At 69.0% G+C, this 14,713-nt stretch carries 13 protein-coding genes; all 13 read left to right on the forward strand.

Going from position 1 to position 14,713, the window contains the following annotated elements:
- Positions 1–203: 203 nt before the first annotated feature.
- The 13 genes from ACIBVP_RS28635 (at position 204) to ACIBVP_RS28695 (ending at position 14,708) form a co-directional block, all read left to right on the forward strand.
- Positions 204–566: an NADH-quinone oxidoreductase subunit A gene (locus ACIBVP_RS28635; protein WP_396109452.1), complete on the forward strand. Its 363-nt coding sequence runs from the start codon at positions 204–206 to the stop codon at positions 564–566.
- Positions 567–581: 15 nt separating this feature from the next.
- Complete coding sequence (locus ACIBVP_RS28640; RefSeq protein WP_396109453.1) at positions 582–1,130, forward strand: NuoB/complex I 20 kDa subunit family protein; 549 nt, start codon at positions 582–584, stop codon at positions 1,128–1,130.
- A 61-nt stretch (positions 1,131–1,191) separates the two neighbouring features.
- Positions 1,192–1,983, forward strand: coding sequence for an NADH-quinone oxidoreductase subunit C (locus ACIBVP_RS28645; protein WP_396109454.1), 792 nt, complete (start codon positions 1,192–1,194; stop codon positions 1,981–1,983).
- A 34-nt stretch (positions 1,984–2,017) separates the two neighbouring features.
- Positions 2,018–3,391: an NADH-quinone oxidoreductase subunit D gene (locus ACIBVP_RS28650; protein WP_396109455.1), complete on the forward strand. Its 1,374-nt coding sequence runs from the start codon at positions 2,018–2,020 to the stop codon at positions 3,389–3,391.
- Positions 3,392–3,451: 60 nt separating this feature from the next.
- Entirely contained in the window at positions 3,452–4,336 is an 885-nt protein-coding gene (gene nuoE / locus ACIBVP_RS28655; protein WP_396109456.1) for an NADH-quinone oxidoreductase subunit NuoE, read from the forward strand.
- Positions 4,333–5,643 carry an NADH-quinone oxidoreductase subunit NuoF gene (gene nuoF, locus ACIBVP_RS28660; RefSeq protein ID WP_396109457.1) on the forward strand — a complete coding sequence of 437 codons (1,311 nt, stop codon included), beginning with the start codon at positions 4,333–4,335 and terminating at the stop codon, positions 5,641–5,643. The genes nuoE and nuoF overlap by 4 nt, the downstream gene beginning before the upstream one ends.
- Complete coding sequence (locus ACIBVP_RS28665; protein WP_396109458.1) at positions 5,640–8,132, forward strand: NADH-quinone oxidoreductase subunit G; 2,493 nt, start codon at positions 5,640–5,642, stop codon at positions 8,130–8,132. The genes nuoF and ACIBVP_RS28665 overlap by 4 nt, the downstream gene beginning before the upstream one ends.
- A 4-nt stretch (positions 8,133–8,136) precedes the next feature.
- A complete protein-coding gene (gene nuoH, locus ACIBVP_RS28670) occupies positions 8,137–9,450 on the forward strand; it encodes an NADH-quinone oxidoreductase subunit NuoH (RefSeq protein ID WP_396109459.1) in 1,314 nt (437 codons plus the stop codon).
- Positions 9,437–9,985, forward strand: a complete 549-nt coding sequence (gene nuoI, locus ACIBVP_RS28675) for an NADH-quinone oxidoreductase subunit NuoI (protein ID WP_396109460.1) — start codon at positions 9,437–9,439, stop codon at positions 9,983–9,985. Before nuoH ends, nuoI begins: the two co-directional genes overlap by 14 nt.
- Positions 9,982–10,827 carry an NADH-quinone oxidoreductase subunit J gene (locus ACIBVP_RS28680; protein ID WP_396109461.1) on the forward strand — a complete coding sequence of 282 codons (846 nt, stop codon included), beginning with the start codon at positions 9,982–9,984 and terminating at the stop codon, positions 10,825–10,827. The genes nuoI and ACIBVP_RS28680 overlap by 4 nt, the downstream gene beginning before the upstream one ends.
- The gene (gene nuoK, locus ACIBVP_RS28685; RefSeq protein WP_075127779.1) at positions 10,824–11,123 is read left to right on the forward strand and encodes an NADH-quinone oxidoreductase subunit NuoK; all 300 of its coding nucleotides are present in this window, start codon (positions 10,824–10,826) and stop codon (positions 11,121–11,123) included. Before ACIBVP_RS28680 ends, nuoK begins: the two co-directional genes overlap by 4 nt.
- Positions 11,124–11,151: 28 nt before the next feature.
- Complete coding sequence (gene nuoL, locus ACIBVP_RS28690) at positions 11,152–13,098, forward strand: NADH-quinone oxidoreductase subunit L (RefSeq protein WP_396109667.1); 1,947 nt, start codon at positions 11,152–11,154, stop codon at positions 13,096–13,098.
- A gap of 20 nt (positions 13,099–13,118) precedes the next feature.
- On the forward strand, positions 13,119–14,708 hold the full coding sequence (locus ACIBVP_RS28695) for an NADH-quinone oxidoreductase subunit M (RefSeq protein ID WP_396109462.1): 1,590 nt from the start codon (positions 13,119–13,121) through the stop codon (positions 14,706–14,708).
- The last annotated feature ends 5 nt before the right edge of the window (positions 14,709–14,713 follow it).

Consider the following 14,713-nt stretch of genomic DNA (forward strand, 5'->3'; position numbering starts at 1 on the left):
TCACTACAAGCACGCGGGAGCTTGTGAAGATTTTCACAAGCATGGGGTTAGGTATGCCTAACCAGCGACGCCGTCGGCGAGACCCATAGGGTGCCCGACGAGCGGTGTCGATGGTGAGCTCCGCTCACGGGGAAAGGACGGCGAAGGTGTCACTCGCAGCTGTCAGCACATCTGTAGCACAGAACGAGAACGTGTCAGCAGGTTTGGGGAGCTATCTCCCGCTGCTTCTGCTCTTCGTACTGGCGGCCGGCTTCGCGGTGTTCTCCGCCGTGCTCGGTCCGCTGGTGGGGCCGAAGCGGTACAACCGCGCCAAGCTCTCGGCCTACGAGTGCGGTATCGAGCCGTCACCGCAGCCGGTGGTCGGCGGCGGACGTGTGCCGGTGGCGTACTACCTGACGGCGATGCTCTTCATCCTGTTCGACATCGAGATGGTGTTCCTCTACCCGTTCGCCGTCTCCGCGGACGCGCTCGGGTTGTTCGGGCTGGTGGAGATCTTCTTGTTCATCGCGACGCTCGGCTTCGCCTACGCCTACGTGTGGCGGCGCGGCGGGCTCGACTGGAACTGACGGGGAGGCGGACCAATGGGACTCGAAGAACGGCTTCCCAACGGCATCCTCTTGGCCAGCCTCGAGAAGCTGGTCAACTGGGGCCGCAAGAACTCGCTGTGGCCGGCCACCTTCGGCCTGGCCTGCTGCGCGATCGAGATGATGACGACCGGCGCCCCGCGCTACGACCTCGCGCGGTTCGGCATGGAGCGCTTCTCCGCCACGCCGCGCCAGGCCGACCTGATGATCGTCGCGGGCCGGGTGACCAACAAGATGGCACCGGTCCTGCGCCAGATCTACGACCAGATGGCCGAGCCCAAGTGGGTGCTCGCCATGGGCGTGTGCGCCTCGTCCGGCGGGATGTTCAACAACTACGCGGTCGTGCAGGGCGTGGACCACGTCGTGCCGGTCGACATGTACCTGCCCGGGTGCCCGCCCCGCCCCGAGATGCTGCTGGACGCGATCCTCAAGCTCCACGCGAAGATCGCCGACGAGCCGCTGAACGCGCGCCGCGCCGCGCTGCGCGAGGCCGAGGGCAAGCGCACCGAGATGATCGCCTCCTCCGTCAAGTACGCGAAGAAGTGAGCCTGAAAATGAACACTGCAACGCGAAGCGTTTCCATGAGCGGGTGGGGGCGGGGCTGAGGATGGCGGCTGACGAACCCACCACACCCGCGCCCGGCGACCCCGGGTCGAGCGCAGAGCGGCCCGCCGAGCACGAGCAGCGCCCGGCGCCCGGCGACGCACTGCCGAGGCCGAGCGACCCGCTCGTCACCGGCAAGGCCCGCAAGGGCATGTTCAACGTCTCCGGTTCCGGCGACACCTCCGGCTTCGGCGGTCTGCGCCTGCCCGCGCACGTCGCGGCGCCCGCCGAGCGGCCCTTCGGCGGCTGGTTCGACGAGTTCACCGACCAGATGCTCGCCTCCATGCGCGAGCGGGACATCCCGGTCGAGGCGATCCAGCAGGTCACCGTGGACCGCGGCGAGATCACCTACTACGTGCAGGCCGAGCACCTCGTCGCGCTGTGCCAGATGCTCCGCGACGACCCGGTGCTGCGCTTCGAGCTGTGCAGCTCGGTGTCCGGTGTGGACTACGGCGTGGACGTGCCGCAGCGGCTGCACTCGGTCTACCACCTGACCTCGATGACCTACCGCCGCCGCATCCGGCTCGAGGTGGCCATCGACTGGAACGGCGACGCGGACGGCCAGCCGCACTGCCCGTCGGTCGTGGGTGTCTACCCGACCGCGGACTGGCAGGAGCGCGAGACCTGGGACATGTTCGGGATCGTCTACGACGGTCACCCGGCACTCACCCGGATCCTCATGCCGGACGACTGGGACGGCTTCCCGCAGCGCAAGGACTACCCGCTGGGCGGCATCCCCGTGGAGTACAAGGGCGCGGAGATCCCCCCGCCCGATCAGCGGAGGTCGTACTCGTGAGCGGCGACGTACTTTTTCCCGCGGAGGCGCAGTCATGACCGAGAACCTTTCCGACGTCACCACCGGCACCACGCCCGACTCGGGTCGTCCGCACGGCGCCGACGAGGCGTACGCCGCCGAGCGGGAGACCACCGAGGGCCGGATCTACAACGTCACCGGCGGCGACTGGGACACCGCGCTCGACGACGCGATCCACGACGAGCGGATCGTCATCAACATGGGTCCGCAGCACCCGTCGACGCACGGCGTGCTGCGGCTGGTGCTCGAACTCGAGGGCGAGACGGTCACGCAGGCCCGGTCGGTCATCGGCTACCTGCACACCGGCATCGAGAAGAACGCCGAGTACCGCACCTGGACCCAGGGCGTCACGTTCGTGACCCGCATGGACTACCTCGCGCCGCTGTCCAACGAGGCCGCCTACTGCCTCGCGGTGGAGAAGCTGCTCGGCGTCGAGGCGCCGCCGCGCGCGCAGACCATCCGGGTCCTGCTCCTGGAGATCAACCGCATCTCCAGCCACCTGGTCGCGCTCGCGACCGGCGGCATGGAGCTGGGCGCGCTGACCGCCATGACCGCGGGCTTCCGCGAGCGTGAGGAAGCGCTGCACCTGCTGGAGTTCCTCACCGGCCTGCGCATGAACCACGCGTTCATCCGCCCCGGCGGGGTGGCGCAGGACCTGCCCGAGGGCTACGAGATCAAGGTCCGCGAGTTCCTCAAGGTCATGAACGAGCGGCTGCCGCAGTACGACAAGCTGCTCACCGGCCAGCCGATCTGGAAGAACCGGCTCAAGGGCATCGGCTACCTGCCGGTCGACGCGTGCCTCGCGCTCGGCATCACCGGGCCGATCCTGCGCTCCGCCGGCCTGCCGTGGGACCTGCGCAAGACCGAGCCGTACCTGGGCTACGAGGACTACACCTTCGAGGTGCCGACCTCGACCGCGGCCGACTCGTACGCGCGCTACCTGCTGCGCGTCGAGGAGATGCACCAGTCGCTGCGGATCATCAACCAGGCACTGAAGAAGCTCGAGCCGGGCCCGGTGATGGTCGAGGACGAGAAGATCGCGTGGCCCGCGAAGCTCTCGATCGGCGCGGACGGCATGGGCAACTCACTCGCCCACGTCCGCAAGATCATGGGCCAGTCCATGGAGGCCCTGATCCACCACTTCAAGCTGGTGACCGAGGGCTTCTCGGTGCCGCCGGGCCAGGTGTACGTGCCGATCGAGTCGCCGCGCGGCGAGCTGGGCTACCACCTCGTGTCCGACGGTGGCACCCGGCCGATGCGGGTCCACGTGCGCGAACCCAGCTTCGTGAACCTGCAGTCGATGCCCGCGATGTCCGAGGGCGGGCTGGTCGCGGACGTCATCGCGGCCATCGCGTCGATCGACCCGGTGATGGGAGGTGTGGACCGGTGAACGGAGCTTGCGGAGTGAACCAGGAGCACTGTGTCCACTCGGAGCCTGCGAGGAGTGGACATGCCTGAGTCTCTGAGCACCGGCTCTACGTACGGCGGTTCCAGCGTCGGCGCGGGGGAGACCCACGTCGCCGCCGGCCCGGACGTGGACGTGAACGCCGCGTCCCCGCTGAGCCGCGCGGAGAACGAGGCGCTGACCGTCGAGTCCACTCCGGACCTTTCGGTGTTCGGCCCGGACATCGTCGCCAAGGCGGCCGAGCAGAAGGCGCGCTACCCGGAGACCCGGTCCGCGCTGCTGCCGATGCTGCACCTGGTGCAGTCGGTCGAGGGGTTCGTCAGCCAGGCGGGCATCGAGTTCTGCGCCCAGCAGCTGAACCTGACCAACGCCGAGGTCAGCGCGGTCGCGACGTTCTACACGATGTACAAGCGCAAGCCGTGCGGCGAGCACCTGGTGAGCGTCTGCACCAACACGCTGTGCGCGGTGCTGGGCGGCGACGCGATCTACAAGAAGCTCTCCGAGCACCTGTCGGACACCGACCAGCCGCTCAAGCACGAGGACACCGCGGGCGAGCCGGGCACGCCGGGCTCGATCACCATCGAGCACGCCGAGTGCCTCGCGGCCTGCGACCTCGGCCCGGTGCTGCAGGTGAACTACGAGTTCTACGACAACCAGACCGTGGACTCGGCGGTCGAGCTGGTCGACGCGCTGCGGCGGGGCGAGAAGCCCGCGCCGACGCGTGGCGCCCCGCTCACCGACCTGCGCACGGTCGAGCTGGAGCTCGCCGGGTTCTACCCGGAGGACGAGGCGGAGTTCCGCGCCCGCATCGACGGCCCGTCCGCCGCCGTCGAGACGCTGCGCGGCGCGCAGCTCGCGTCGGACCGCGGCTGGACCGCACCGGCGATGCCCGAGAAGGCACCGGCGCTTCCGGAGGTCGAGAAGAAATGACATCCCCAGAAGAGACCCGGCCCGACCCGGTGACCCCGGTGCTCACGAAGCGCTGGCTGTCGCCGAACTCGTGGCGTCTCGACACCTACGAGAAGCTCGAGGGCTACACGGCACTGCGCAAGGCGCTGTCCGGCACCCCCGAGCAGCTGGTCCAGCTGGTGAAGGACTCCGGTCTGCGCGGCCGGGGCGGCGCGGGCTTCCCGGCGGGCGTGAAGTGGTCCTTCATGCCCCCCAACGAGGACAAGCCGCACTACCTCGTCATCAACGCCGACGAGGGCGAGCCGGGCACCTGCAAGGACATCCCGCTGATGATGGCGGACCCGCACTCGCTGATCGAGGGCATCGTCATCGCCTCGTACGCGATGCGCTCCCACCACGCGTTCATCTACGTGCGCGGCGAGGTGCCGCACTGCATCCGCCGCCTCAACGCGGCGGTGCGCGAGGCGCGCAAGGCGGGCTACGTCGGCAAGGACATCCTCGGGTCGGGCTTCGACCTGGAGATCACCGTCCACGCCGGTGCGGGCGCGTACATCTGCGGTGAGGAGACCGCGCTCCTCGACTCGCTCGAGGGCCGCCGCGGCCAGCCCCGCCTCAAGCCGCCGTTCCCGGCGGCCGCGGGCCTCTACGCCGCGCCCACCACGGTGAACAACGTCGAGACCATCGCGTCGGTGCCCTTCATCGTCAACGGTGGCGCGGACTGGTTCCGCACCATGGGTTCCGAGCGCTCGCCCGGCCCGAAGATCTACTCGATCTCCGGCCACGTCGAGAAGCCCGGCCAGTACGAGGCACCCCTGGGCACCACGCTGCGCCAGCTGCTGGACATGGCGGGCGGCATGAAGGACGGCATCCCGCTGAAGTTCTGGACGCCGGGTGGTTCCTCCACGCCGATGTTCACCGCCGAGCACCTGGACGTGCCGCTGGACTTCGAGGGCGCCGTCGAGGCAGGCTCGATCCTCGGCACCACCGCGGTGATGGTGTTCAACGAGACCGTGTCCGTGCCGTGGGCCGTGATGAAGTGGACGCAGTTCTACGAGCACGAGTCGTGCGGCAAGTGCACCCCGTGCCGGGAGGGCACCTACTGGCTCGCCGGGATCCTCGAGCGGATGGTCGAGGGCCACGGCACCGAGTCGGACATCGAGACGCTGCTCGACATCTGCGACAACATCCTGGGCCGCAGCTTCTGCGCCCTGGGTGACGGCGCGGTGAGCCCGATCCAGAGCGGCATCAAGTACTTCCGGGACGAGTTCCTCGCGCTCTGCGAGCAGAACAAGTCCACGGCCCCTGCGCTCGCTGGAGCTAACGCATGACAGCCATCGAAGAAAAGCCGGAGGCAGCGCCCGTACCCGAGGGGCACGTGCGGCTGACCATCGACGGGGTCGAGGTCATCGCGCCCAAGGGTGAGCTGCTGATCCGCACGGCGGAGCGCCTCGGCACCGTGATCCCGCGGTTCTGCGACCACCCGCTCCTCGACCCGGCAGGCGCCTGCCGCCAGTGCCTGGTCGAGGTGGAGATGGGTGGCCGGCCGATGCCGAAGCCGCAGGCCTCCTGCACCATCACGGTCGCCGACGGCATGGTCGTGAAGACGCAGCTGACCTCGCCGGTGGCCGACAAGGCCCAGCAGGGCGTGATGGAGCTGCTGCTCATCAACCACCCGCTGGACTGCCCGATCTGCGACAAGGGCGGCGAGTGCCCACTGCAGAACCAGGCGCTGGCGCACGGCCGCGCGGACTCCCGGTTCGTCGAGACGAAGCGGACGTTCCCGAAGCCGATCCCGGTGTCCACGCAGGTGCTGCTCGACCGCGAGCGGTGCGTGCTCTGCCAGCGCTGCACCCGGTTCTCCGACCAGATCGCCGGTGACCCGTTCATCGACCTGCTGGAGCGCGGCGCGCAGCAGCAGATCGGCATCGCGCAGAACAAGCCGTTCCAGTCGTACTTCTCGGGCAACACCATCCAGATCTGCCCGGTCGGTGCGCTCACCTCCGCCGCGTACCGGTTCCGGTCGCGGCCGTTCGACCTGGTGTCCACGTCGAGCGTGTGCGAGCACTGCAGCTCGGGCTGCGCGGAGCGCACGGACTTCCGCCGCGGCAAGGTGATGCGCAAGCTCGCAGGCGACGACCCGGAGGTCAACGAGGAGTGGATCTGCGACAAGGGCCGCTTCGCGTTCCGGTACGTCACCGCGGGCGACCGGATCACCCGGCCGATGGTGCGCGACGCCAAGACCGGTGAGCTGGCCCCGACGTCGTGGACCGACGCGCTGCGGGTCGCGGCCGAGGGGCTCACGAAGGCCCGTGACGGCAAGGGCGCCGCGGTGCTGACCGGTGGCCGCCTGACCGTCGAGGACGCCTACGCGTACGCCAAGTTCGCCCGTGTCGCGCTGAACACCAACGACATCGACTTCCGCGCCCGTGCGCACTCGGGAGAGGAGCTGGACTTCCTGGCCTCCCGCGTCGTGGGCACCACACCCGAGGACGGGGTCACGTTCTCCGCGATCGAGGCCGCGCCGTCGGTGCTGTGCGTGGCGTTCGAGCCGGAGGAAGAGGCGCCGATCGTGTTCCTGCGGCTGCGCAAGGCGGCCCGCAAGAACCGCGCCAAGATCTTCCACATCGGACAGTGGACGTCACCGGGTGTCGAGAAGACGATCCGGCCGTTCTCCGTCGACAAGGGGTCGATCGGCACGCTGCTCGCCTGCCAGCCCGGCGGCGAGACCGCGGCGGTCGAGGGCCTGGTCACGCACGCCCCGGACGTGTCCGAGGCGCTGTCGCAGCCCGGTGCGGTGATCCTGGTCGGCGAGCGGGCCGCGCAGATCCCCGGCCTGCTGACCGAGCTGGTCAAGCTCGGCGAGGTCACCGGTGCGCGGATCGCGTGGATCCCGCGCCGTGCCGGTGAGCGTGGCGCGCTGGAGGCCGGTGCGGCCCCGACGCTGCTGCCCGGCGGCCGTCTGGTCACGGACATCGACGCGCGGGCCGAGGTCGAGCAGGCCTGGGGCCTCGCGGCCGGTTCGCTGCCCGTGGTCACGGGGCGCGACACCACCGGCATCCTGGGCGCCGCCGCGGACGGACGGCTGGACGGCCTGGTCGTCGGCGGTGTCGAGATCGACGACCTGCCCGACCCGGCGCTCGCCGAGGAAGCCCTGCGCAAGGCGGGTTTCGTCGTCAGCCTCGAACTGCGGGCCTCCGCGGTCACCGAGTTCGCCGACGTGGTCCTGCCGGTCGCCCCGGCCGTCGAGAAGTCCGGCACCTTCGTCAACTGGGAGGGCCGTCGCCGCGAGTTCGGCGCCACCCTCGAGGGCACCGGCTCGCTGCCGGACTGCCGGGTGCTCGACACGCTCGGCGTCGAGATGGACGTCGACCTGTTCACCCAGACCCCGCAGGCCGCCGCCGGTGACCTGGCGAAGCTGCCGTCGGTGCTGCGCAAGGCTGCGCTGCCGGTCGAGTCGGCCGTACCGGCCCCGTCGGTGGGCGAGGGCCAGGCGGTCCTCGCGACCTGGCGGCAGCTGCTGGACAACGGGTCGCTGCAGTCGGACGAGCCGCACCTCGCGGGCACGCAACGCCCGGCGGTGGCCCGGCTCAACGCCGAGACCGCACGGCGGCTGGGTGTGAACGGCACCGCGACCGTCAAGACCGAGCACGGCTCGGTCACGCTGCCGGTCGAGCACGCCGACCTCCCCGACGGGGTGGTCTGGCTGCCAACGAACTCCGGCCCGTCGAAGGTCCGCCGCGTCCTGCGCGCCGGGCACGGCGACGTCGTGACCGTCACGGCCGAGAACCTGCTCACCGGAAGCACAGGAGGCGAGTGAGCCAATGGACAGGGCTGCACTCCTTGCCGACGACCCCCTCTGGCTGATCCTGATCAAGGCCGTGGTCATCCTCCTCATCGGACCGATCATGACCGTGATCCTGATCGTGGCCGAGCGGAAGATCATCGGGCGCATGCAGCAGCGGCCCGGCCCCAACCGGGTCGGCCCGTTCGGACTGCTCCAGTCCGTCGCGGACGCGATCAAGCTCCCGTTCAAGGAGCAGATCATCCCGGAGAGCGCGGACCGGAAGGTCTACTTCCTCGCGCCGGTCATCGCCACGATCCCCGCGTTGATCGCGCTGTCGGTGATGCCGATCGGCCCGGAGGTCTCGATCTTCGGCGAGCGGACGGTGCTCCAGCTGGTCGAGCTGCCCGTCGGCGCGCTGGTCGTGCTGGCCTGCTCCTCGGTCGGCGTCTACGGCATCGTGCTCGCCGGCTGGTCGTCCGGATCGCCGTACCCGCTGCTCGGCGGGCTCCGCTCGGCCGCGCAGGTGATCTCCTACGAGATCGCGCTCGGCCTCTCGATCGTCGCGGTGGTGCTGTACACGGGGTCACTGTCCACCGGCGACATCGTGGACAGCCAGCAGAACGGCTGGTACTTCTACCTGCTGATCCCGAGCTTCCTGATCTTCCTGGTGTCGATGGTCGGCGAGACCAACCGAGCCCCGTTCGACCTCCCGGAGGCCGAGTCGGAGCTGGTCGGCGGTTTCCACACCGAGTACAGCTCGATGAAGTTCGCGCTGTTCTTCCTCGCCGAGTACGCGAACATGGTGATCCTGTCGGCGTTCGCCACCACGTTGTTCCTCGGCGGGTACATGGCCCCGTGGCCGATCTCGCTGATCGGCGACAACTACTTCAACTCGGGCTGGTGGCCGGTCCTCTGGTTCTTCGGCAAGATCCTGGTGCTGCTGTTCGGGTTCATCTGGCTGCGCGCGACGCTCCCGAGGTTCCGCTACGACCAGTTCATGAAGCTCGGCTGGAAGGTCCTGGTCCCGGCCAACCTGGTCTGGATCGTCGCCGTCGTCGCGGTGCGGGCGTTCCGCAACGAGCAGAACATCTCCACCGGTCAGTGGGTGTTCTGGCTCGCCGCCGGGGTGGTCGTGCTGATCCTGCTGGCGCTGCTGCTGCCCGACCGCAAGGTCGAGGACGACGAGGACCGCGTGCCGATCACCGGCGGCGGCTTCCCCGTGCCGCCGCTCGACCTGCAGATCCCAGAGCCACCGAAGCGCAAGGCCGTCCGCGGCCGGGAGCGCAGGCGCCAGCGGGCCACCGTGGCGGCCGCGGCGCAGGAGAAGGAGTCCACCGATGGGGATGTTTGATCCGTTCAAGGGCTTCGGCGTCACCTTCTCGACGATGTTCAAGAAGGTCGTCACCGAGCAGTACCCGGAGGACTTCCGGCCGACCGCGCCGCGCTACCACGGCCGCCACCAGCTCAACCGGCACCCGGACGGGCTGGAGAAGTGCGTCGGCTGCGAGCTGTGCGCGTGGGCCTGCCCGGCGGACGCGATCTTCGTCGAGGGCGGCGACAACACCGACGAGGAGCGCTACTCGCCCGGTGAGCGGTACGGCAAGGACTACCAGATCAACTACCTGCGGTGCATCGGCTGCGGCCTGTGCATCGAGGCCTGCCCGACCCGGTCGCTGACCATGCTCAACGACTACGAGCTGGCCAACGACAACCGGCAGGACCTGATCTGGACCAAGGAAGACCTGATGGCGCCGCTCATGAAGGGCATGGAGCAGCCGCCGCACCCCATGCGCCTCGGTGACGACGAGAAGGACTACTACGTCGACGCGCCGCACCTGGCTCGCAAGTGGGGCTACCCCGATCCGACCAAGGAGGGTGCCAAATGACCGCGGCACTTGAGCTGGCGCAGGGTGTCCAGAACGAGATGTCGACCGGCGAGTCGATCTCGTTCTGGGTGCTCGGGCCGCTCGCGCTGCTCGGCGCGCTCGGCATGATCTTCGCGCGCAACGCGGTGCACTCGGCGCTGTTCCTGGTGCTGACGATGCTGTCGCTCGGTGTGCTCTACATGGTCCAGCAGGCGCCGTTCCTCGGCTTCGTGCAGATCATCGTCTACACCGGCGCGATCATGATGCTGTTCCTCTTCGTGCTGATGATGGTCGGCCGCGAGTCCTCGGACTCCGTGGTCGAGGTGCTGCGCGGGCAGCGGCTGATGGCCGCGCTCCTCGGCCTCGGCCTCGCGGTCCTGGTCGTCACCGCGGTCGCCCGGTCGCTGACCGACGTGACGCCGGTCGGCCTGCAGGGCCAGGAGGCCAACGGCGGCGTCGGCAACGTCGAGAACCTCGGCCGGTCACTGTTCACCGACTGGCTGTTCCCGTTCGAGCTCACCTCGGCGCTGCTGATCACCGCGGCCGTCGGCGCGATGGTGCTGGGCTACGTCGACCGGCACACCCGCGGCCGCAAGACGCAGAAGGAGATGGTCGAGGCCCGCTTCCGCGGCGAGCACGAGCGCCCGTCGCCGCTGCCCGGTCCCGGTGTGTTCGCCACGTCGAACTCGGTCGCCACGCCCGCGCTGCTGCCGGACGGCTCGGTCGCGCCGGAGTCGCTGTCGCGGCTCATCGACAACGCCGCGGCCGAGCGGTTCGACGAGGAGCGCAAGGCCGTCGCGGGCAGCACCCACGCGGCCGACGCCCGCGCGCTCAACCCGACCAGGGAAGGGGAAACCCGGTGACCCCCACGGTCTACCTGCTGCTCTCCGCGCTGCTGTTCACCATCGGCGCGGTGGGGGTGCTGGTCCGGCGCAACGCGATCGTCGTGTTCATGTGCATCGAGCTGATGCTGAACGCGGTGAACCTGTCGCTGGTCACGTTCGCCAGGATCAACGGCTCGCTCGACGGGCAGATCATGGCGTTCTTCGTGATGGTGGTGGCCGCGGCCGAGGTGGTCGTCGGCCTCGCGATCATCATGTCGATCTTCCGTACCCGCCGGTCGGCCTCCGTGGACGACGCCAACCTGCTGAAGTACTGAGGGGTATTCCGTGTCGTCTACATTCCTGCTGGCCCAGGCCCAGGAGGTCCAAGAGGCCAGCGGTGCCGCGGGCAGTGCCTGGTTGCTGATCGCCTTCCCGGTGATCGGTGCGGCCGTCCTGCTGCTCGGCGGCAAGGCCACCAACGCGTGGGGCCACCTGCTCGGCTGCGCCACGGTCGTCGCGTCCTTCGTCTACGGCGTCATCCTGTTCCTCTCCTCGACCGGGTCGCCGGAGGGGGAGCGGGTGCAGAACCTGCACGTGTTCGACTGGATCCCGGTCGGACAGCTGCAGGTGGACATCGGGCTGCGCATCGACCCGCTGTCGATCAGCTTCGTCCTGCTGATCACCGGTGTCGGCGCGCTGATCCACATCTACTCGATCGGCTACATGGCCGACGACCCCGACCGGCGGCGGTTCTTCGGGTACTTCAACCTGTTCGTCGCCGCGATGCTGATCCTGGTGCTGGGCAACAGCTTCGTGTCGCTGTACCTGGGCTGGGAGGGCGTGGGTCTCGCCTCGTACCTGCTGATCGGGTGGTACACGAACCGCCCGTCCGCGGCCACCGCGGCGAAGAAGGCGTTCCTGATGAACCGGGTCGGCGACGTCGGCCTGGCCATCGCGATCTTCATCATGTTCGCCGAACTCGGGACCACGCAGTACACCGAGGTGTTCGCGAACCTCGACCAGCTCTCGCCGGCGTCGATCACCGCGATCACGATCCTGCTGCTGCTGGGTGCCTGCGGTAAGTCCGGCCAGGTCCCGCTGCAGGCGTGGTTGCCGGACGCGATGGAGGGCCCGACCCCGGTCTCCGCCCTGATCCACGCGGCGACGATGGTGACCGCGGGCGTGTACCTGATCGCGCGGGCGAACCCGATCTACTCGCTGTCCGAGGACGGCAGGCTGGTCGTGATGATCGTCGGTGTGGTCACCCTGCTGTTCGGGTCGATCGTCGGCTGCGCGTACGACGACATCAAGAAGGTCCTCGCGTACTCGACGGTCAGCCAGATCGGCTACATGATGCTGGCCGTCGGCCTCGGTCCGTTCGGCTTCGCGCTCGGCATCGCCCACCTGCTCACGCACGGCTTCTTCAAGGCCGGGCTGTTCCTCGGCGCGGGCTCGGTCATGCACGCCATGAACGACGACGTCGACATGCGCCGCTACGGCGGGCTGGCGAAGGTCATGCCGATCACGTTCGTCACGTTCGGGCTCGGCTACCTCGCGCTGATCGGCTTCCCGTTCCTGTCGGGCTGGTTCTCGAAGGACGCGATCATCCACGCGGCGCTCGGCGAGGAGGGCTGGCGCGGCTGGGTGTTCGGTGGCGCCGCCCTGCTCGGCGTCGCGCTCACCGCGTTCTACATGACGCGGCTGATGTTCATGACCTTCTTCGGCAAGGCCCGGTGGAAGGAGCTGAAGTCCGAGGACGGCCGCGACTACCACCCGCACGAGGCGAAGCCGGTCATGTGGGTGCCGATGGCGATCCTCGCGATCGGCTCGATCGGTGCCGGCGCGTACTTCTCGCTCGGCGACCGCCTGGTCGGCTGGCTGTCCCCGTCGCTCGGCGAGCTGCGGGAGAGCGAGCACCACGTGATCCCCGAGGGCCTGCTGCCGGTCCTCGTCATCGGGCTGATGGTGCTCGGTGTGCTGGCCGCGTGGCTGTTCGTCGGCCGCCGCGACGTGCCGGTGGTCAAGCCGGAGCCGGTCAGCTTCCCGGTCCGCGCGGCACGCAAGGACCTGTACGGCAACGCCCTCAACGAGGCGCTGGTCGCCCGCCCGGGCACCTGGCTCACGCGGGCGCTGGTGTACGTGGACAACAAGGGCGTCGACGGGCTGGTGAACGGGATCGCCGCCGGGTTCGGCGGTAGCTCGGGCCGGCTGCGCAGACTCCAGACCGGGTTCGTCCGCTCCTACGCGGCGTCGATGCTCGCCGGTTCGATTCTGGTACTGATTGCCTTCCTGGCGGTGAGGTACGCGTGAGCACTACATCCTCTGCGCAGATGCTCGAGCCTGCGAGCAGCTCTTCGGGAGGGGCGGCCCTGCTCGTCGCCCTCCTGTTGATCCCGCTGGTCGGCGCCATCGTGGTGGCGTTCCTGCGGGACAACGACCGCCTCGCCAAGCAGGTGGCACTCGGCTTCTCGCTCGTCGAGTTCGTGGTCATGGTGATCTCCTGGATCTCCTACGACCCGTCCGGCGCGCGGATGCAGCAGGCCTTCTCGGTCGACTGGATCCCCGCGCTCGGCGTGCACCTGTCGTTCGGCATCGACGGCATCGCGCTCGTGATGATCGCGGCGCTGGCGCTGCTGGTGCCGGTCGTCATCGGTGCCGGGTGGACGGACAAGCTGCCCGCCGACCGCAGCTCGGGCGCGTACCTGTCGCTGATCCTGCTGCAGCAGGCGATCACGATGGGCGCGTTCGCCGCGACCGACGTGTTCGTGTTCTACGTGCTGTTCGAGGTCATGCTGATCCCGATGTACTTCCTCATCGGGCAGTACGGCGGTCCGCGGCGCCAGTACGCGGCGGTCAAGTTCTTCCTGTACTCGTTCCTCGGCGGCATGATCATGCTGGCCTCGGCGATCGGCGCCTACGTGCAGGCCGCCGACACGCTCGGGGAGGGCACGTTCGACTGGGCCACGCTCGTCCAGGTGGTCTCGGACGCGCCGCTTACGAACCAGATCTGGATCTTCCTCGGCTTCTTCCTCGCGTTCGCGGTGAAGGCGCCGCTGGTGCCGCTGCACACGTGGCTGCCGGACGCGGCCGCCGAGGCGCCCATCGGGGTCTCGGTGATCCTGATCGGTGTCCTCGACAAGGTCGGCACGTTCGGCTTCCTGCGCTACCTGCTGCCGATGACCCCGGAGGCCAGCAAGACGCTGGCGCCGCTGGTGCTCGTCATGGGTGTCGCCGGTGTCATCTACGGCGCGCTGCTCGCGACCGGGCAGCGGGACATGAAGCGGTTCGTCGCGTACGTGTCGGTCGCGCACTTCGGGTTCATCGCGCTCGGCATCTTCGCGTTCTCGGCGCAGTCCGAGACCGGCGCGGTGTCCTACATGCTCAACCACTCGATCTCGACCGGCATGCTGATCCTGGTGATCGGCATGGTCGTCGCGCGCGGCGGTTCGTCGCTGATCGCCGACTACGGCGGCCTCGCCAAGATCACCCCCGCGCTCGCGGGCGTGTTCCTGGTCGCCGGTCTCGCGTCGCTGTCGCTGCCGGGCACGAACTCGTTCATCTCCGAGTTCCTGGTGCTGATCGGGTCGTACGGCAACGAGCCGGTGTACACGGTCATCGCGACCGTCGGCATGATCTTCGCCGCGCTGTACATCCTCTGGCTCTACCAGCGGGTGTTCCACGGCCCGGTGCGCGGTAACGCCCTCGTGGACGTCGCAGGCGGACCCGGCACGGCGGTCGCGCCGGAGGTCGGCGCACGCAAGGCCATCCTCGACCTGAGCGGCCGGGAGAAGCTGGTGCTCGCACCGCTCCTGGTCCTGGTGGTCGGCATCGGCTTCTACCCGAAGCCCGTGCTCGACGTGATCACCCCGACCGTCGACGCGACACTCCAGTCCGTCGGCATCTCGGATGGAGGCAACTGAGTTGT

The sequence above is a fragment of the Actinophytocola sp. NPDC049390 genome, from assembly GCF_044466355.1.
Lineage (GTDB): Bacteria > Actinomycetota > Actinomycetes > Mycobacteriales > Pseudonocardiaceae > Actinophytocola.

Coding starts and splice junctions, on each gene's coding strand:
- ACIBVP_RS28650 (WP_396109455.1), top strand. CDS start 2,018: ATGACCGAGAACCTTTCCGACGTCACCACCGGCACCACGCCCGACTCG.
- ACIBVP_RS28640 (WP_396109453.1), top strand. CDS start 582: ATGGGACTCGAAGAACGGCTTCCCAACGGCATCCTCTTGGCCAGCCTC.
- ACIBVP_RS28645 (WP_396109454.1), top strand. CDS start 1,192: ATGGCGGCTGACGAACCCACCACACCCGCGCCCGGCGACCCCGGGTCG.
- nuoE (WP_396109456.1), top strand. CDS start 3,452: ATGCCTGAGTCTCTGAGCACCGGCTCTACGTACGGCGGTTCCAGCGTC.
- ACIBVP_RS28665 (WP_396109458.1), top strand. CDS start 5,640: ATGACAGCCATCGAAGAAAAGCCGGAGGCAGCGCCCGTACCCGAGGGG.
- nuoI (WP_396109460.1), top strand. CDS start 9,437: ATGGGGATGTTTGATCCGTTCAAGGGCTTCGGCGTCACCTTCTCGACG.
- nuoF (WP_396109457.1), top strand. CDS start 4,333: ATGACATCCCCAGAAGAGACCCGGCCCGACCCGGTGACCCCGGTGCTC.
- ACIBVP_RS28680 (WP_396109461.1), top strand. CDS start 9,982: ATGACCGCGGCACTTGAGCTGGCGCAGGGTGTCCAGAACGAGATGTCG.
- nuoH (WP_396109459.1), top strand. CDS start 8,137: ATGGACAGGGCTGCACTCCTTGCCGACGACCCCCTCTGGCTGATCCTG.
- ACIBVP_RS28695 (WP_396109462.1), top strand. CDS start 13,119: ATGCTCGAGCCTGCGAGCAGCTCTTCGGGAGGGGCGGCCCTGCTCGTC.